Below are 18,669 nucleotides of genomic sequence, written 5' to 3' on the forward strand. Positions count from 1 at the left end.
GCCTAGATTTTGACCTGCAATGTCAGGTAAAAGCCCCGCCCGTCGGATGGCAGGATACCCGGACCGGGATAGCCTGTTGCCCGGCGGGTAAAATACATTTCGTTGGTCAGGTTGTTGATGCTGCCCTCCGCTCTGAACCGTTTCCACTCATAGGAAAGGCTCACATCCAGGATCTTGTAAGCGGGGATGAGCCCTACTACGGAGGACACGCCGCCATCGACCGCATTGGTCGCTTCGGAGAACTGGTCGGTAAGATGAGTAAGTTGCAGGGAACCTTTCAGCTTTTTATAGCCCAATCGCAAACCGGTTTTCAGGTTGATTTTAGGTACAAATTCCACCTGGTTACCTTGCACTCCGGGAATCTCGCTGTGTTTGTATTCGGATCTAATGAATGCAACGTTTGCGAATAACACTCCGCTCCAGACCGTCTGCTCGGGCCGTGCGAGCCTGAGCAGATCGGCCTCCGCGTACGATTCAATTCCCATGATAATTGCCTGGCCAACATTGCTTCTCAGGCGTAGCACACGGTTGCTTTCATCATAAAACTGTACTTCACCAATGCGGTTGTTATAGTTCAGGTAGAACAGGCTCACGTCGTAATTGAACAGTGAGGTTTGATGACTGCGCACGCCCAAGTCGATCGAATAGCCTTTCTCATCCTTTAAATTCGGATCGATGACCGACGACGGGTTCGCAATGCGCATATCGCTGAAGGTGATCGACCGGTAGTTTTGTGATATGTTGCCGTAAAGCTCAACCTTTTCGATGGGCTTATATCCAACCCCGATGCCGGCGAGCAGGAAATGACGGCCGTTGGTGCGGTACTCTTCGGTCCGGGAGATGTTGATGACATTACCCGCAAGGTCTCGCGCGATGTTGCCATAATAGCCGTCTGCGGTTGTTTTGATATATTCAAAACGCAGGCCGGGCGTGATCGACAGCTTGTCGTTGAGGTAAAATATATTTTCTGCAAAAAGGGCAATGTTGCGGTTGGGAAAACGGTAGTCGTAAGTAATGAACCTGTCAGGTTCTACGAACGTAAAATCAGCATCCTTTCCTTTGCTGCCCAATCCTTGCAAGTTGTGGTTGTATCCATAGTAGTAGCGCGAGCCCACGAGTAATACCGACATTTTCTTGGCAACAGAATACCTTTTCAGGTAACGGGCTTCGGCGCCCCAGTTGGTGAAATCACCTTTGATCAGGTCACGTTCGCTGTTGTCGTCGATAGTCGCTACGCGGTTAGGTCTGAAACCGAGCGAATAGCGGTTGGCGGCCAGCCCGAAAACACGCAGGTTGAACTCGTTGCCTGCATTAAAACGATGGTCGAAATGCACCGCCGCCATATTCCAGTTGACATTAAACCAGTTACGTTCGCGGTTGGTCTGGCGGGGATTATCGGCAAACATAGCGTCCGAAAGTCCGCCAGGTTGCTTGGCCAGGTAATGCATATGTGTGATATCGAGGCCGATCGTGGTTTTATCCGAAAGCTTGTAATCCAGGTCGGTATAAAATGTATAATTGTTGAAGCGGGAATTCGTACGCCAGCCGTCGGCCCTTTTGTATTGGAAAAAGGTATAGTAGCTTACCTTTCCGACCGTCCCGCTTGCGCTGGTAAATGCATTGTAAAATCCGAATGAACCCACGCTTTGCCGTGCTACGACCTCTATCTTGCGATCCTGAACCGGCTTTTTCATCACAAAATTGATCAGCCCGCCAAATTGCGTACCATATTGCAGCGAAGCCGCGCCGCGCACGATCTGGATCTTGCCGACCGCCTCAATAGGGGGGGTATAGTAGCTTTCGGGGTAGCCCAGCGCGTCTGCGCTGATGTCGTGGCCGTTCTGCCGCACATTGAAATTGGCCGTCCGGTTGGGATCCAGGCCGCGCCCGCCGATATTGAGCTGCAAGCCGCCACCCTCGTTTTCCCATATATTGAGCCCTGCTACACGGGAGTACACCTGCCGCGCATTATTGGTCGATAAATTAGCTACCAGCTGTTCCGGGGTAATCACTTCCGATTTTTTGCCCTCGTAAATGCCCATGCTTTCCACACCGCGAAGCCGCGAGAACCCAAAATCCGCCGCTTTTTCCTTCACGGTCAACTCATCGAGGTTTTGTTCAGACGAGGTAAGGTAAAGCTTGAAATGCAGGTCCTTCCCGCGGGCATTGAATTGCTTTTTCTCGATACGGTAACCCGATAGCGTTGTTTGCAGCGTGTAGTTACCGTTCGGGACGGACTCGAAAATAAACTTACCTTCCTCATCGGTGACGGTGGTGAGGTTTTCGCTTAAAGAGATAGTGCAACCTTTGATGGCACTGGTGTCGGATTTGGAAAAAATGTGGCCCGATAACCTTGTTTGAGCCAAAGCAATACTACTGATTAGCAGCAGGAGGGGTAAAAATTTAAAGACCTTTAATTTCATTGTTAAATGGGGTAATCCAGGATTTGTGTCGGAACGAGTCGCATTGCCGGGACAGGTCCACGTCGGGGGCGATCAAGGGCCTGCCGGTGCGGCCGTTCAGGGCTACATACGAATCTACGTACACGTGTGGTTGCACGAAGCCGCGCGCAGCGTAATGGTCGCGCAGCATATGCGCGTATTGCAGGATCATATCGGGCTGGGTCGACATCATTTTTTCCTGCAAGCGCGTAAGAAAATCATTGTTGTTGACAGTCTGCCGTTTTCCATTGGCGTCCGTGACGGTAAACTGAGTATACCCCGCTTTCTCCATCAACATAACCCTCCACGAAAACCGGTAACCTTCCTCGGTCCAAAACAGCTCGTCGGGGTAGAGCAGGTACCGGAACGGGAAAGCGATTTGGAATACGAAGAAAACTGTAAAAACAGCGTAAACGGCCGGTTGTACCAATGCCGGGTATCGGTAACGTCCCGCCGGCTTTGTAATGATCGCAGGCCGTCCGAGCAGGCGTCCAACCCGATTGATCAGTTTTTGATGAAATTCAGCCGGGAAAAATACAAGTGCAGTCACGATCATGATGTAAGGGAACATGCCGATCGGAAAAAGCAGTGAAGTTAGTAGATGGAACACTACCACCGAGGCATAGGCAAATGGTCTCGTCCGGCGGTTCCACAGCAGAAACCCGACGCTCAGATCGTACATGCATCCTATCCAGCTAAAAACGTAGGCGGTTTCAAGGTGATTGAACAAGCTGCCGATAACGGGCGTGTCGTTCTTGGCAGGCAACCATATTTTCAATGGCAATGCTTGCAAAAGCCAGTCGCTATTGAGCTTTGCGATGCCGGCGTAGAAATACAGCATGCAAACAAGCACGCGGACGCAGTCGATGCACCAGGCGGGGATTTGTCCGGCGTGCGCGGCTTCATTGCGACGCGCATCAACGGAGAACATCGTGTTTGCAGGCAGGAAGATGAGCATAAAGCAAAGCAGGCTCACAAAATAATAATGGTTTAGATAAGTGCTCTTGTCCATGAGCTCGATGTAGGTGAAGCTTAGGAAAAGCGCGATCGAGGCCAGCCGGTAATACCAGCCGATCGAAACAAGCAATGCCGAAACGCCACAGACCGCGAACAGGAGATAAGTCCACTCGCCAAGCGGCTTGACAAACCCGAAACCATAAAAGGAGAAAAAGAACTGCGGGTTGATATACAGCTCCCTGACCCAACCCAAAGCCACAAAACGGGCTGTGCTGATCATCAGCATCAGTCCGAAAATGGCCCTGAATACAGCCAGGGGAGCCGCTGAGGTATATTTTTGCAGATATGCCCGCATGGTGTCCTACTAATCCCCGTCGTTGTCGGTGTAAGTGATAGTAATGCTCATAGCGGAGGTCATGTCCACTTTCAGCATCCGTACGGCCTTTTGCATTTCGCTGTATGTGTCTTTCATCACCTGATTATTGGTTTTGACTTCTTCGTACAAGTTGGGTTTCAATGCGTCGAGCCTGGCAGCAGCTGCCTGGAACTGCGCATTGATACTTTCACTGAGCAATTTGCCTGTGCTGCTGTCTTTGGCCCCCAATGCATCCAGGTAGGTTTTAAGACCTGGCCCGGCTTCTCCGGTTACCGCGTACCTGCCATTGAAGAAATCAACATAGGCTTTGTGTGCTGTCTGGGCAAGGGTCTTTGAAATATCTTTTTTGTAAAATGCCTCTACTTTTTCGGGGGCAGGAATGCCGCTGGCCATCGCGCCGGAAGGAATCCCGAATTTGCCCGAGCGGATGTAGCGCTCATAATGCAGCACAGTAGCATTGACCATCAGAGAGGTCGACGAACCAATGTCAAGGCCGGTTTTGCTGATAAACGTGTTGAGGTAATCACCCTTCCATTCGCCCATCACCTTCCCCAGCAAGGACTCCATCCTGGCGATAACGCGGGTAATGTAGGCGAGCTTTTTGGCAGCATCTTTATCGGTCGTGTAATGCGCAAGAATAGCCGCATCGTCAGCGCCAATGCCGTTGAGCAGGTAATCGAGCGCGGGAAAGCCCTGGGTGGCATAAGAAGCCGGTACTTCGAGGCTCGATGCAGGGTCAGCAATATTGGCCGCAATGGCCGTCTCGCTGGCTGGGTAGATGTTGAAGAAATTCCGGACAGTTTGTTTTTCCCCGGGTCCGAAGTCAAACAGTTCGACGCGCTCCCACGCTACATATGCACCCGCCCACGCGCTGCGAAACTCTCCGAGCGTCTGGGCATCGGGCTTGGCAGTGAATGCTTTTGATTTTTCCGACATCAGGTCAAACTTGATCTTGAACTGATCGTAGGAAGGGATGATAATGTTTTCGGCCAGGGCTTTGAGCATTACCGACCGGTCTTTTCCTTCGTCGGTAGGTTGAGGGTCGGGCTTATCGCTTCCGCCCGAACAGCCGAGGAAAAGCATTGTCAGCAGGAGCGCGAAGTACTTTTTCATTCTATCAGAGGTTAGATTTAAAACGACAAATGGTGGACCGGCTAAATGCCGATCCACCCACTTGAAAAGAGATAATATGTGTTATTGAAGCTTGAATTTCTTCGTAATTGCGTCGGCTGCGGCATTTACTTTGTCATTGGTCAAATCCCAGAACTGGTTCGGCGATGCCGGTCCGATCAGGCCCAGCAGGATCGTGTCGGAGAAGTTCGAGTCGGCACCGTTGATGGTGCAGTAACGCAACGAGTAAATAAAGCCAAGGCCTTCACCGATGGCGTGTGCGCGGGCTGCATCGGTCGTTCCACTTTTCCATTTCGCCAAATAACCCAATGCCGCCGAAGCGATAGCTTTCTCCATTTCCGTACGGATGAAAGTAGCCTGTGTTTTAAGCTCAGCCTTATCGTTGTTTACGATGGCTACGCGGCCTTTTACAAATGCAGTGTGGATTTTGGCATAAGAAGCCTTGTTGTATTCCCAGATATACGAGCCCAGGAACGATTCGGTCGCTTTGGCGCCCTTTGCAGCGTCGGTTGCACCTTCTAGGAAAATAGGGTTTGGCGTAAGCAAGCCGAAAGCTTCATCCCAATTGTGTTCAAGTGCGGTATATTTTTTGCCCGAAACCAGGGTGGTGTTGTCGGCTTCAAGGCCTTTGTCCATTACCACATTGCCGATATAATCAAGCTGCAACGCGCCAATAAGGCCTTTCTGGATGATTTGCGCGATTTCGATACCTCTTGAAGTCACCAGGTAAGTTCCCAGCTTACCGGCTTTGCCTTTGGCTGCGGTCTCTTTCACCGACTTGCTGATCTCGGCCATTTCACCGAAATAGCCTTCCAGTGCTTCACGGTCCTTGTCCGCCGATGTTCTCGAAGAAGCCGTCAGGTTGCGAAGTTGTACGCCTGATGCATTCAAATCGGCACCTACCACCTGGATCGCCCCTGATTTGATATCTTTGAACGGGTTACCAGTATTCGCAAACATGTTTTTCATAACAGTTGCATCGAGCGTGGCCGAATCACGCACCGCGCTGCCCAGGTAATAATTCAATGCCTGGAACATCCTGTACCGATCAACTCCGGATTTCAAGTCTGCCGTGGTATCACCTTTGGTATCGATAAAAAGGGCTTTATAAGGTGTCGTGGGCGTTACTTTCGCATAGTCGATCTTGGTGCGAAGGTCTTGCTGCGCAGGAGGTGTAGGCTCGTCGTCATCTGAGCAGGAAACAAGTCCGAATGCAGCGACAGAGGCGAACAATATAGCCCGCAACTTGAAATTGTAGTGTAGCATTTATCCAGTAAGCGTTTTTGTTGGGGATGTAACTGTAAAGATTTATTTAGATTGATTATAAATCGCTGCAAACATAAAGATTATTTAGAATTGGAACAAATTATGAAAGAAATGAAGGCAAAAACTTTTTGGGTGTATCAATAAAAAGAAAATTCCCTGCTGAATGCGAGCTTGTTAGCTTACATTCAGCAGGGAATTTTCGTTGATAAATCTCAGCGAGCGTGGCGCTCAGCTGCCTGTTTCCGGTTTCTTCCTGCTGTTATATTTCTTCTCGGCCGTTTTGGCTTTTTCAAAATCCAGTACTACGCCGTTGATACAATACCGCAGGCCGGTAGGGGGAGGACCATCGTCGAAAACATGCCCTAAATGCGATTTGCAGCGGCCACACATAACTTCGATGCGGTGCATTCCCAGACTGTTGTCCGCAGCTTCTATGATGGATTTCTTACTGATCGGCTCAAAGAAGCTCGGCCAGCCGCAGCCGCTTTCGTACTTGGCGTCGCTTTTGAATAGCGGGTTACCACAAACGGCGCAGTAGAACGTGCCGATCTCTTTCGAATGCTCGTACTCGCTGGTGAACGGGCGTTCGGTGCCTTTCAGGCGTGCCACGCGATACACTTCTGGCGACAGGACCTTCTGCCAGTCGTCGTTGCTTTTTTTGACAGGCGCGGTTTCGGTATGCGAGTATTCGGGTGCTTTCTCGGCTGGTTTGCTCTGGCCAGAGGAGGATTGCCCGTAGCAGTTTTGCAATGTAAGGGCAAACACACCGGCGATGGCGGCCATAATGAAGTTTTTCATGCGTTTATCATCTGTTTTTTCAAGATATACGATTAAAACGCTCGCACGGGTCAAACAAATTCCCCGAATTTTATAACAAAAGTATCACAACGCGCCTCAGATGAACACCGACAGGTCGCGCACGCCCAGCTTACGGGCGGTGGTGAAGCCTTCGCCGTATTTCACGCCGATCGCGTGGCCCATTTCTTGTGCACGCGCGATAATGAATTCCAGGAACTCCGGCGACGAAATGTAGCTCTGCGGCTCGCCTTCAACTTTATATTCGGGTACGTGAAACTGACTTTTGAAAGCCTTTATAGCTTCCACCTTTTTGTCGTGGAAATCGGTTATGTCGACGATGAAATCCGGGGTAATGTACCGGTCCTGGATAGAATGGAACACCTGTTTCGGACGCCATGCCTCCTGCTCGTTACCCTTTTCGTCGTAAGTTTTGACCATGCGCAAGCCCGAATAGAAGCTGGCTTCGGCGACAAGTGCCCCGCCGCGGCCGTGATCGGGGTGACGGTCGTCGATTGCATTGGTAATGACGATTTCAGGGCGGTATTTACGGATAAATGGAATGATCGCTTTTTGGTGCGCTTCGTCGTTTTTGAAAAAACCATCGGCCAGGCCTACATTTTCGCGTACTTCCACGCCAAGAATGCGGGCGGCGTCGATGCCTTCCTGAATGCGGCCTTCGGGTGTACCGCGGGTACCCAGTTCGCCTCTTGTCAGGTCAACAATACCCACTTTTTTACCCAGCGCGATTTGAGCGAGCAATGTGCCGGCGCAGCACAGCTCTACGTCGTCGGGGTGAGCTGTGATGGCAAGAATATCTAATTTCATGATGGTTTCGGGATTATTTGATGCGCAGTTTCTGTCCGATCCGCAGTGTGGTGCGGGTGGACATGCGGTTTTTACGTGCAATCGATGAAATGCTTACGCCGTAACGCGAAGCAATAGAGCCCAGTGTATCACCTGAGCGCACCTTGTGCAGAATAGAACGGGAGTAGGCCTTGGGGGCGTCACCCGCTTCAAATTCGCTTTTGGTCGATTTGCCACGGATGTGGCTCCATGCCGCGCTAGTCAGCAGGAAGTGGTCAGACTTAATGGCTGCGCCTGGCCAGTCAAAAATATGTTCGGGATCGAACGGGTTCCCTTCATAGCGGTTTTCGTAATGCAAATGGGAGCCTGAGCTGCGGCCGGTATTTCCCCCCAAACCGATCACTTCACCGGCTTTCACCAATTGACCCGATTCTACCATTTGTTTGGAAAGGTGACCGTACAGCGTTTCCAGGCCATTGTAGTGCCTTACCACCACAAAACGGCCATATCCGCTGCCATCCCACGCCACGATCCGGACCATGCCATCGTAAGTACTTCTTACCGAGTCACCCGTTTCCAGGTCCAGGTCAGTACCATTGTGCCAGCGGCCCCAACGGTAGGCAAAGTGGGAGGTAACCGGCGTACGTTCCATCGGCGCCGACCACATGCGGTTGGCGGCCTGGTCATACAATTTGAGGTCTACGGGCTCATCGAAATCTTCCGGTTTCAGGCCGTAGGGGTTGATCGTGCGGGCATCCCAGATCACGTAATATTCAGCTGCCTTTACCCATTCATCCGCAACAAGCACAGAATCTTCGGCGATCACTACTTCGGTTTCCCCTTCGTCAATGGTGGCAGTATCTTCATTCACGACGGGGTTCAGCGGCTTGACCGGCTCGAACTGGCTCTGGAATTTCAGGTTGGAGGTTTCTACCTCATATTCGTCCTCGGGCTGAGGAGGTGCTTTGGTCGTCGGGCCCTCGTTGGCATTATTGCCCGACTGGTTGATCTTGGGATTTTTTCGGAATTTTCCTCGCTCTTGCGCTTGCGTGTTCCAGGAGATCAGACACACGGCCATTAGCAAACAGACAATAAGCTTTACTTTCATAAGTATAATACCAAATCAGACTACGCTGGTGCTTATTATTCAGCGTAGCCTGATCCTTTTAGGGGTTGTGCGATTGATTTAAGCTGTTTCTTCTTCGATAATAACGTCCACTTCCCGCTCTACGAGGAATCGCTCAGCATCCAACGCCGCCATACAGCCTGTTCCCGCAGCGGTGATTGCCTGGCGGTAAACATTATCCTGTGCGTCACCGCAGGCAAATACGCCCTTGATGTTGGTCAGAGAGGTCCCTTTAACAGTTTGGATATATCCGGTTTCGTCCATGTGGACATAGCCTTTGAAAATATCCGTGTTTGGTTTGTGGCCAATCGCAACAAAGAAACCAGTTGCTTCCAAAAGTTGCTCCTCGCCCGTTTTATTATTTTTAACCAATACCGATTCAAGTCCTTCTTCACCGTTCAGCTTCACGGTTTCGGTATTCCAGAGGATTTCGATATTTGGCAATGTTTCCAAACGTTTCTGCATGATCTTCGACGCGCGCATTTCGTCGCGGCGCACCAGCAGGTATACTTTGCGGCAAAGTTTGGCCAAATAGCTGGCTTCCTCGGCAGCTGTATCGCCGGCACCTACCACCACCACGTCCTGACCACGGAAGAAGAAACCGTCGCACACCGCGCAGGCAGATACCCCGCGTCCGTTCAAACGTTCTTCGCCTTCAAGGCCAAGCCATTTGGCAGAAGCACCTGTTGAAATAATGACCGCGTCGGCAGTGATTTCGTGCTTATTGTCGATGATTACTTTATGCGGATAGCCGGTGAAATCAACCGAAGTAGCCAGGCCGTAACGGACATCGGTGCCGAAACGTTTGGCCTGTTTTTCGAAATTGATCATCATTTCGGGTCCCGTAATGCCATCGGGATAGCCCGGGTAGTTGTCAACTTCTGTGGTGATTGTCAGCTGGCCACCCGGCTGGGCACCTTGGTAAAGTACAGGATTCAATCCCGCGCGGGACGCATATATGGCGGCTGTGTAACCGGCAGGGCCGGAGCCAATTATTAAGCAAGAGACTTTCTCGGATGACATGTTAATATAAAACTACTGTTAATGACGAATGTTCTACGTTTTGGCTGGAAATTCCAGCGGTGCCAGACAAGGCAAATACGCGTGTGTGAACTTGAATTTACCCTTATTGTACCTGTTGGTACAACACAGGCAGACTGACAAAAGTGCAAAATTTCAGCCCGTTATGCAAATGCGTTTAAAGGATGCGCCACTCGATCCTTCGGTTTTTTTGCCGGTTCTCATCGGAATCATTGGGCGCCATGGGTTTTGTTTCGCCATAACCTTTGGCCAAAATCCGGTCGGCCGCAATTCCCGACTGTTGCAGATAATATTGTACCGACTGCGCCCGGCGTTGCGAGAGGGCCATGTTCTCGGTGTCCGAACCCACGTCGTCGGTGTGGCCGGATATTTCAATTTTAATGTTTTTGTTTTTATGCAAAAAGTCGCTCAGCTTGTCGAGCTCCACTTTCGATTTGTCGTCCAGGATATATTCCCCGGTTTTAAAGAAAATATTGTTCAAAACCTCCGCGCGGTCCTTTTCAATGGCTTCCAGCGGGATTTCAAGGTCTACAAACGATTGATCTTTATCGACTGAAAATGAAAGGCTTTTGAACAGATACCCTGGCCTTGACACAAAGAAAGCATATTCACCTCCGCTATTTAAAACCGCCAAAAACGAGCCATTCTGGCTGTCGGAAGTGAAAGAGCCTACCTTGGTCTGGGTTTTCAGGTCAAAAAGATCAATATCGGAAGCCAGTACCGTACCCGTTTTTTTATCAAACACCTTACCCTTCGCATAGCGCGTAGGCGTGATGAGCTTTTGCAGCGACTCCGGCACGCGGAAGGTATATAGCAGCGAGCGTCCGCCGCCCTTTTCGGTGTTATCATCAGTATAGTAGGCATTTTCGCCGTTGGAGGCTATAAAAAGTCCTACCTGATCGGAAACGGTGTTGATTGGGTAGCCAATATTCGCAGGCGCTGCCCATATCGTGTCTGTTTTTTGGGTGATAAAAATATCGAAACCACCCATTCCCGCCAGACCGTTGGAAGAGTAAAACAACGTACGGCCATTGGCATGAATAAAAGGGGCATTCTCGTCATCGGGCGTATTAATGCCCGGGCCAAGGTTTTTCGGGGCGGTCCACTGTTTCTTGTCGTCCAGGTGCGTTACCCAAATGTCGCGTTTTCCCACGCCGCCTTTCCGGTCGGATGCGAAGTAGAGGGTATGTCCATCGGCCGACAGAGAGGGTTGTGACTCCCACTCACGGGAGTTAACCTCTTGTCCCAGGTTCACTGGTTGGCTCCATTCTTTTCCCACTTTATGAGAAATGTACAAATCACAGCTGCCAAGGCCATCGGGGCGGTTGCAGGCTGTGAAAACAAGCGTGCGGCCATCGGCAGAAACCGTACAGGTCCCTTCGTTGTTGGTCGTATTAATGTTTTTGGAGATTTCCTCGGGTACATCCCAACGGTCAGCCGGGCTGCGGTCAGCCGGGCCGCCTTTTATTCGCCGTGTGAAGTAGATGTTTTCGTCGCGGTTAGCGGTCAGGCCGGTGAATATCAGCGTCTCATCATCGGCGGTCATTACCGGGAAATATTGAGTTCCCAGAAAGTTTACCGTATCTCCCATTGATTTTTTCTCAATAGGAAGCGGGTTTTTAACGGCCTGCTGCGCAAAACGGGCAGATGCGACCGATTTTTCCGCTAACCTGCCCAGGCTGGACCTGGCAGGAAACAATGCGAATGCTTTTTCGAAATAAAATTGAGCTGAATCATACCGCTGCACATTGAAATGGTCACGGCCTATCCATTGAAAAGCCGCTGCCGATTGCGGTGCGTCCGGTTTGAGATTGATAGCCTTATAGTAATGCTTGCGGATCAGATCCGGCTTTCGTTGGAGCTCGTACACCTGCGCCAGACGTAAATGTGTATCGTAACTGTTCGGCTCAATTTCGAGCACTTTTTCAAACAGCTCTGTGGCCTCAGGGAGCTTCCTTTCCTGCCATGCCTTTTGTGCCTTATCGTATACTTCTCTCGCTTTTCTGGATAATGTAACGTCCTGAGCGGAAACGTTTTGGAGGGTGATAATGGCTAGCGCGAAACAGAAAAGAAGAACCCGGTGCATTATGGAATGTTCATAAACTTGTGAGTTTGTAACGACATTTTCCATTTGGGATTGTCTTTGATATAGTCAATTATCAAAGGCAACATCCCGTCCTGCTTACTCCATTCAGGTTGGAGAAGCAGCGTGCAGTCCGGCGAAACTTTGGCGGCATGTTCTTCTGCGAACTCGAAATCGCTTTTATTGTAAATGATCGCTTTCAGCTCGTCGGCATTCTTGTAAATGTCCGGGTGGGGTGTTTTGAATTTTTTGGGAGAGAAACAAACCCAATCCCAATGCCCGGTGAAAGCATACACGCCCGAGGTTTCGATATTGGTTTTGAAGCCAGCGGCTCGCAATGCACCCGTGAGCTCGTCGAGGTTGTACATTAACGGCTCCCCTCCGGTAATTACTGCCAATCGACCGGGAAACTGTAACGCGCCGTCCACAATCGCATCAACGCCGAATTTAGGGTGGATACTTGCGTCCCACGACTCCTTCACGTCGCACCAGTGACAGCCTACGTCACAGCCGCCGAGGCGGATGAAATACGCAGCACGACCACTGTGCTGGCCTTCACCCTGCAGGGTGTAAAAGGCTTCCATCACCGGAAGTTGAGAGGTAACGATGGGCAAAGTTTCAGTAAGCAAAGTCTTGAAATATTGAATGTTGAAAAAAGTGTAACACGCCTGAGCGCCGTAAAAATCCCGTAAAGGTACAAAATTCAAACTTCCTGAGAGGGTTAATGGTTCTCTTTAAAAGTAGCATCTTTGCATTTATGAATACAGTAGCAATCCATCAGCAGGAAGTGATTTGCGCGCTTGCGACGCCTTCGGGTGTGGGCGCGATCGGTGTTATACGCGTGTCGGGCCTGGGCGCGATCGCGATGGTCAACAGCGTTTTCAAAGGTAAGAACCTCGAAAACGTCGAATCCCACACCGTACATTTCGGTACCATCAATGCCGGCGACGAGATCATCGACGAAGTGCTCGTATCCGTTTTCAAAACGCCACGGTCATTTACCAAAGAAGATTCCGTCGAGATTTCCTGCCACGGCTCCGACTATATTATCCGGCAGATATTAAAGGTGCTCATCATCCAAGGCGCCCGCATTGCCAAACCCGGTGAGTTTACCCAGCGTGCCTTTATGAATGGCCAGTTCGATCTGGTACAAGCCGAAGCCGTGGCCGACCTTATCGCCGCCGACTCGCAGGCCAGCCATAAAACCGCATTGAACCAGCTGCGCGGTGGCTTTTCGAAAAAGCTCGCCTCGCTGCGCTCCGAACTCATCCATTTCGCTTCCCTGATCGAACTTGAACTCGATTTCGGTGAGGAAGACGTAGAATTCGCCCAGCGCGAGGACCTACGCAGGCTCATTGATGCGTTACTTTCTACTATCGAACCACTTATCAGCTCCTTCGACTTTGGCAATGCAATCAAGGAAGGTGTTCCCGTGGCCATCATCGGCTCGCCCAACGTCGGCAAATCGACGCTTTTGAATGCATTATTGAATGAAGAAAAGGCTATCGTTACGGCCATCGCCGGCACCACCCGCGACGTGATCGAAGACACCATCGTCCTCGAAGGCCTCAAATTCCGCTTTATCGATACCGCCGGCATCCGCGATACCGATGACGTCGTAGAATCCATTGGTATCGAGCGTTCGAAAGCCGCTATGGACAAGGCTGACATTGTAATTTTCCTCTTCGACAGCGCGGAGACGCTTGCTGATAACCGTGCATTGGCTGCATTGCTGCCTGCGAATAAGGAGGTGGTTTTTGTTTTAAATAAAACTGATATTAATCCTTCTCTCGCTTCCGAACTGGCTGGCGACGCATCAGACATCATTCCCATTTCCGCTCACACGCAGCAGAATTTGCCCGCATTAACGCAGAAACTCGTCTCACTTGTGCACGGGCAAGCCGCCGGGGATACAGTCGTGACCAATCTGCGGCACTATGAGCATTTGTTGAAGACTTCGGATTCTTTGACGGATGTTTTGAATGGCTTGTCATTGGGCGTTACCGGAGATTTTCTCGCGCAGGATATCCGGTTGGCGCTGCACCATTTGGGAGAGATAACGGGGACGATTGTGACGGATGATTTGCTGGATAATATATTTTCGAAGTTTTGTATCGGCAAATAAATAACGCAAAGTGTCGATAAACAAACGGTTGAGAATTGGGTCTTTTAAACTATAATTTGTTCGTGGTTTTTTAAGTCTTCTATGGATATTTTCGGCAGCAACTTTGTTTCGCCTTCAATTGACTTACTATGGTTTTTCGTTGTTAATAGATGGTGGGTGAGTTCCAAACGTTTTTGCGTTAGTCATTTTATAGCGATGAACTCGGCAATATTAACAGATACAGATTTAACAGGTATTTACCAGATTTAAGGTTTATCTTCAAGCGATAGGAAGTAGGTCGGATCTGTTTCCCGTTTTGCAGCTTTGTTAAATTAAATGAAAATAACAAGTCTGGTAATAGGCCTGCTCCTTTTATTGTGGACGTTGACGACAGCCCAGCGCGCTGCCGCCCAACCGGGTGCACCTCCGCGGGGGACTGAAAATGTCTATGTAGCATCGGTGAAGCACTATGGGCCGGAGAATGGTTTGGCTCATCGGGAGGTAAATGCGATTTTTCAGGACCGGCAGGGCTTTATGTGGTTCGGTACCAAGTTTGGGCTCAGCCGTTTTGACGGAAAAACATTCACTAACTACACGAAAGATCGCAACGGACTTGATTTTGACGATATACAATCCATTGCCCAGGATGCTGATGGATTGCTCTGGCTCATGGGGCCTTTCGGCGAGTCACGGATTTCGCTGTTCAATCCATTGACAGGAGCGACAATTCCGTTTGAAAAAAAATTTGGTAAAAAGCATATCGGAACCTACCTGAACATGCCGCAGCGGCTACTGGGTAGCCCAAACGGTACGATATTTTTTGCCAACTATATCCCGGCAATGCTATCTTCCTATCATCCTAAATCGGGTCTGAGGCATGTCCGTCTTTCCCGATTTAAGCAATTGACCATTCGCCAGGTAACCGTCAGGAACACTGTCTGGGCCATTGCCGACGGACGGGTCCTGGTTGAACTCACCGCCGAAGGGCGTGTTCTTCGGCAGTTCGGCCATGCAGAAATCATGTTTACCGGCTGTTTAGGGCATCGCAACGCGGGTAGCGAATTTTTCTACCCGGCCACAGATTCGGCCACCAGGGCTGCCAAGGTTTACGGAATTGATGAATCGGGGAATCAGTTCGAGCTTCCGCGGGCACAACAACCAGATTTGCTACATCCGCTTTTCCCGATTTGCTACACCTTTGATAAAACCGGTGCAGTGTGGGACGGAGCGCGTCTTCGGGACTCAACGGGCAAAATATTGTTGGATATTAGTGACCAGCTGACGGGTGAAGCAGTGGTCAACCGGAGTTTTTTTGCCGATCAAAACGGCGCAATGTGGCTGGGAACGAGTTTTGGCGTGTATCAGGTCAAGGTGGTACCCAATTACTTCCGCAGGTTATTTTACAATGCCGCGTACACCGGCGAAAAAACAGCGGCCATTCGCGGGATCACAGTCAGCGGGGATGGCGTTTACGCCAGTTTGGAAAAATTCGGGCTCTATACCTGTAACGCCAAAGGTGAATCCGTAAGAAAGCTGTTGAGCGAGCCGCGTTATGGACCGACGGTGGCACTATTGGATCATCCGCCCGGGAGGCTGATGCTGGGGTTGGGACATTACCTGGTGGATTATGAAAGGAAGACTGGTACGCAGAAGGCGTATCAGCTGCCCGACAACACCACAATCTGGGCGCTTCAACCGTTTGCTGACGATCGATGGCTGGCCGGTGGTCGGCTGGGACTGTGGTGGGTTGATTTGAAAGCAGGCCGGGTAGAATCATTTACCCGCTATAATCAGTTTCAGGAGCTTGCACAATCGCATGTACTGTATATTGCCCCGGACTCGAAAGGGACATTCTGGATTTGCTCGGGAACCGGTTTATATACGATCGACCCGGTAAGGGGCATTACCGCCCGTTATTGGAGTGGGGGAAAGGGGCGTTTCTATTTGCCTGCTGACGTTTATGAACATTTTTATCAGGATCAAAATGGTATCTATTGGTTGGGAACAGCCAATGCCGGGTTGATACGATGGGACCAGTCCCGGAATACATACCGGCAGTTCCGGCACTCCGAAGGATTGACCAATGACAATATTCACGCGATTTATCCCGACCGCAGAGGCCGCCTCTGGTTAAGCAGCGACCGTGGTATCATGCAGTTTGATCCGGTCCGGCTGATCACCAGGGCGTATTTTACCCAGGACGGCGTTACAAATGACGAGTTTAACCGTACTTCACACTTTCAGGACAAAACCGGGAAACTGTATTTTGGAGGACTAAACGGGGTTACTTCTTTCGACCCCCGGGACTTTGAAAACGAAAAGCCACAGGACCCGCTGCCGATGCGCCTGGTTTCGTTCCGTCAGTTCGATAACTCGCTCGGTCAACTCACAGACAAAACCGAAGAACTCGCAAAAACATGGGAGATCATCGTCCGGCCGGGCGAACACACTGCAGTGCTGGAATTCACGATGCTGAATTTCGCAGATGCTGAAAAGAACGTATACGCTTATCAGTTAAAGGGGCTTGACAACACATGGACTCAGCAAACCGAATCGACGTTACGGCTGGGTAATCTGCCTTACGGTAAATACCAGTTGCTGATCAGGGGCCAGGCGGCAAACGGGCAATGGTCAGCCAATACGCTGACAATCGGCGTTGACGTCAGGAAGCCTTTTTACCTGCAGACCTGGTTTTTGGTGCTGGCAGGAATGTTATTGATTGCAGGTATATGGGGTTGGTTAAAATGGCGGATCTGGAACCATCAGCAAGAACAACTGAGACTCGAAGTGGAGATCAGGCATGCCACTGCCCGCATCGAGCAAGACAAGGAGGTTATTGAAGGGCAGGCCAGGTCGCTTCATGCGCTCAATGAAGCCAAGTCCCGCTTTTTTGCCAATATCTCCCATGAGTTTAGGACACCACTGACTGTTATTCTAGGCATGACCTCCGAGCTGAAACGGTATAAACCGGATGAGGTAGTTGAGCGAGGCCGCCGTGCTGCCGACCTCATTGAGCGCAATGGGAGCAGCCTGCTGCGACTAATCAATCAGATTCTGGACCTTTCCAAACTTGAATCCGGGACGATGTCGTGGCAACCTGTCCGGGCTGATCTGGTCAGATTCACCCGTTATGTGGCTGAATCTTTCGATACCATGGCCGCCGCGAAGAATGTTCAAATGCATTGCCATTCTGATGAAGATGATCTGGAAGTGGATTTTGATAAGAATAAAATGCAGGACATCCTGTCAAATATCCTGACTAATGCCATTAAATTCACTCCCGCCGGTGGGCAGGTCTATCTCCGGCTGACTACGGTTGCTGTAACTGGTGAGAACAGTGAATCGGTTGGGGGCCAGGAATATTACGAGGCGGTTTCACCGGTGCAGCAACCGGGCAGTGAATGGATTTTAATTCGTATACACAATACCGGTCCCGGTATTGAGGTGGACAAGTTACCTCTGATCTTCGACCGTTTTTTTCAGGTCTCCGGCCAGCCGACCTCCGGAACAGGGGGGACAGGTATTGGCCTTGCGCTGGTACGAGAACTGGTTTCGCTAATGCAGGGTGGGTTGAGCGTTCGAAGCATTCCGGGTGAAGGAGCTGAGTTTGTCGTCCGCTTCCGTCGCACCCGTCAGGCACCGTCCGGATCACTATTACAGGCTGAGTTGGTTCCGGGGAGTTCCGACCCGTCGGACGCGATTGGCCCGGCCGGTGAAGGGGCCGAAGAAAACCCTGTTCTCTTGCTGGTGGAAGACAACGACGACGTGGCGACTTACATCGTATCCGCCATCGGCACCAACTACCGCATTATTCGTGCAGGCAACGGGCAGGAAGGTATAGATCTGGCTTTGGAAAACATTCCGGACCTGATTCTGACGGATGTGATGATGCCGCTGAAAGATGGCTATGAATTGTGCGATACGCTTAAAAGTAATCCTGCGACGAGTCATATTCCTATTGTTATGTTAACGGCCCGCGCCGGAACGAGTGACCGGATCAGCGGACTCAGGCGCGGCGCCGACGCATACCTGACCAAGCCGTTTCAACGGGAAGAGTTGGAAGTCGTGCTGGGTAACCTGCTCAGATCCCGTCGCCGTTTACAGGCCTATTACAGCCTGCGGGCGATGGGATCTCCAGAGCCTGGCCTGGCTCCCGTGGAGGAAAATGAGTCGGTGGAAAACTTGTTTTTGCAAAGGCTGCGGTCCGCGCTGGAAGCACAGTGGGGGAACAATGAGGCATCGATGGAGGCGATTTACCAGGAGATTGGTATGAGCCGCTCGTCACTCCACAGGAAGATGATTGCCCTCACAGGGATGTCGGTCACCCGCTATGATCGCTCCCTTCGCCTGGCTCGGGCGAAATATTTGCTGACTAGCACTCCCATGAGTATTTCGGAAGTAGCCTATGCGGTGGGATTCGAGGATCCGAAGTATTTCAGCCGGTTGTTTTCCGAGCAATTCGACCATTCTCCAACTGAATTCCGGCGGCTGGGACAATAGTCCACCCTTTTGAGCACGTGGTCCACCTTCGTTTCTGCGTCC

General features: G+C 50.8%; 12 protein-coding genes. 2 read left to right on the forward strand and 10 right to left on the reverse strand.

The window, feature by feature from the left end:
* Positions 1–2 precede the first annotated feature (2 nt).
* The 10 genes from J7619_RS27165 to J7619_RS27210 all read right to left on the reverse strand — a co-directional run bounded on the left by J7619_RS27165 (position 3) and on the right by J7619_RS27210 (position 12,607).
* The gene (locus tag J7619_RS27165; protein WP_291206571.1) at positions 3–2,423 is read right to left on the reverse strand and encodes a TonB-dependent receptor domain-containing protein; all 2,421 of its coding nucleotides are present in this window, start codon (positions 2,421–2,423) and stop codon (positions 3–5) included.
* Positions 2,404–3,753 (reverse strand): HTTM domain-containing protein, encoded by a 1,350-nt coding sequence (locus J7619_RS27170; protein WP_291206574.1) that lies wholly within the window; start codon positions 3,751–3,753, stop codon positions 2,404–2,406. The genes J7619_RS27165 and J7619_RS27170 overlap by 20 nt, the downstream gene beginning before the upstream one ends.
* A gap of 9 nt (positions 3,754–3,762) precedes the next feature.
* Entirely contained in the window at positions 3,763–4,887 is a 1,125-nt protein-coding gene (locus J7619_RS27175; RefSeq protein ID WP_291206577.1) for an imelysin family protein, read from the reverse strand.
* Positions 4,888–4,968: 81 nt separating this feature from the next.
* Positions 4,969–6,171: a DUF4856 domain-containing protein gene (locus tag J7619_RS27180; protein WP_291206580.1), complete on the reverse strand. Its 1,203-nt coding sequence runs from the start codon at positions 6,169–6,171 to the stop codon at positions 4,969–4,971.
* A gap of 228 nt (positions 6,172–6,399) precedes the next feature.
* A complete protein-coding gene (gene msrB / locus J7619_RS27185; RefSeq protein ID WP_291206583.1) occupies positions 6,400–6,969 on the reverse strand; it encodes a peptide-methionine (R)-S-oxide reductase MsrB in 570 nt (189 codons plus the stop codon).
* Positions 6,970–7,065: 96 nt separating this feature from the next.
* Positions 7,066–7,794 (reverse strand): bacillithiol biosynthesis deacetylase BshB1, encoded by a 729-nt coding sequence (gene bshB1, locus J7619_RS27190; protein ID WP_291206586.1) that lies wholly within the window; start codon positions 7,792–7,794, stop codon positions 7,066–7,068.
* 13 nt (positions 7,795–7,807) lie between these two features.
* A complete protein-coding gene (locus tag J7619_RS27195) occupies positions 7,808–8,881 on the reverse strand; it encodes a M23 family metallopeptidase (RefSeq protein ID WP_291206589.1) in 1,074 nt (357 codons plus the stop codon).
* A 78-nt stretch (positions 8,882–8,959) separates the two neighbouring features.
* The gene (gene trxB / locus J7619_RS27200) at positions 8,960–9,922 is read right to left on the reverse strand and encodes a thioredoxin-disulfide reductase (RefSeq protein ID WP_291206592.1); all 963 of its coding nucleotides are present in this window, start codon (positions 9,920–9,922) and stop codon (positions 8,960–8,962) included.
* Between the two features lie 175 nt (positions 9,923–10,097).
* On the reverse strand, positions 10,098–12,026 hold the full coding sequence (locus tag J7619_RS27205) for an OmpA family protein (RefSeq protein WP_291206595.1): 1,929 nt from the start codon (positions 12,024–12,026) through the stop codon (positions 10,098–10,100).
* On the reverse strand, positions 12,026–12,607 hold the full coding sequence (locus J7619_RS27210) for a 7-carboxy-7-deazaguanine synthase QueE (RefSeq protein WP_291207079.1): 582 nt from the start codon (positions 12,605–12,607) through the stop codon (positions 12,026–12,028). The genes J7619_RS27205 and J7619_RS27210 overlap by 1 nt, the downstream gene beginning before the upstream one ends.
* Positions 12,608–12,780: 173 nt before the next feature.
* On the opposite strand from J7619_RS27210, the gene mnmE reads away from it, so the two are divergent.
* Both mnmE and J7619_RS27220 read left to right on the forward strand, forming a co-directional pair.
* Entirely contained in the window at positions 12,781–14,148 is a 1,368-nt protein-coding gene (gene mnmE / locus J7619_RS27215; RefSeq protein WP_291206598.1) for a tRNA uridine-5-carboxymethylaminomethyl(34) synthesis GTPase MnmE, read from the forward strand.
* 315 nt (positions 14,149–14,463) lie between these two features.
* A complete protein-coding gene (locus tag J7619_RS27220) occupies positions 14,464–18,627 on the forward strand; it encodes a two-component regulator propeller domain-containing protein (RefSeq protein ID WP_291206601.1) in 4,164 nt (1,387 codons plus the stop codon).
* Positions 18,628–18,669: the final 42 nt, after the last annotated feature.

Origin of the sequence: Dyadobacter sp., assembly GCF_017744695.1 — a bacterium.
GTDB lineage: Bacteria > Bacteroidota > Bacteroidia > Cytophagales > Spirosomataceae > Dyadobacter.

Bases quoted from the DNA above. Each gene is read 5' to 3' on its own strand.
- J7619_RS27205 (WP_291206595.1), bottom strand. From the start codon at position 12,026: ATGCACCGGGTTCTTCTTTTCTGTTTCGCGCTAGCCATTATCACCCTC.
- bshB1 (WP_291206586.1), bottom strand. From the start codon at position 7,794: ATGAAATTAGATATTCTTGCCATCACAGCTCACCCCGACGACGTAGAG.
- J7619_RS27195 (WP_291206589.1), bottom strand. From the start codon at position 8,881: ATGAAAGTAAAGCTTATTGTCTGTTTGCTAATGGCCGTGTGTCTGATC.
- J7619_RS27170 (WP_291206574.1), bottom strand. From the start codon at position 3,753: ATGCGGGCATATCTGCAAAAATATACCTCAGCGGCTCCCCTGGCTGTA.
- J7619_RS27180 (WP_291206580.1), bottom strand. From the start codon at position 6,171: ATGCTACACTACAATTTCAAGTTGCGGGCTATATTGTTCGCCTCTGTC.
- msrB (WP_291206583.1), bottom strand. From the start codon at position 6,969: ATGAAAAACTTCATTATGGCCGCCATCGCCGGTGTGTTTGCCCTTACA.
- J7619_RS27165 (WP_291206571.1), bottom strand. From the start codon at position 2,423: ATGAAATTAAAGGTCTTTAAATTTTTACCCCTCCTGCTGCTAATCAGT.
- mnmE (WP_291206598.1), top strand. From the start codon at position 12,781: ATGAATACAGTAGCAATCCATCAGCAGGAAGTGATTTGCGCGCTTGCG.
- trxB (WP_291206592.1), bottom strand. From the start codon at position 9,922: ATGTCATCCGAGAAAGTCTCTTGCTTAATAATTGGCTCCGGCCCTGCC.
- J7619_RS27210 (WP_291207079.1), bottom strand. From the start codon at position 12,607: ATGGAAGCCTTTTACACCCTGCAGGGTGAAGGCCAGCACAGTGGTCGT.
- J7619_RS27175 (WP_291206577.1), bottom strand. From the start codon at position 4,887: ATGAAAAAGTACTTCGCGCTCCTGCTGACAATGCTTTTCCTCGGCTGT.
- J7619_RS27220 (WP_291206601.1), top strand. From the start codon at position 14,464: ATGAAAATAACAAGTCTGGTAATAGGCCTGCTCCTTTTATTGTGGACG.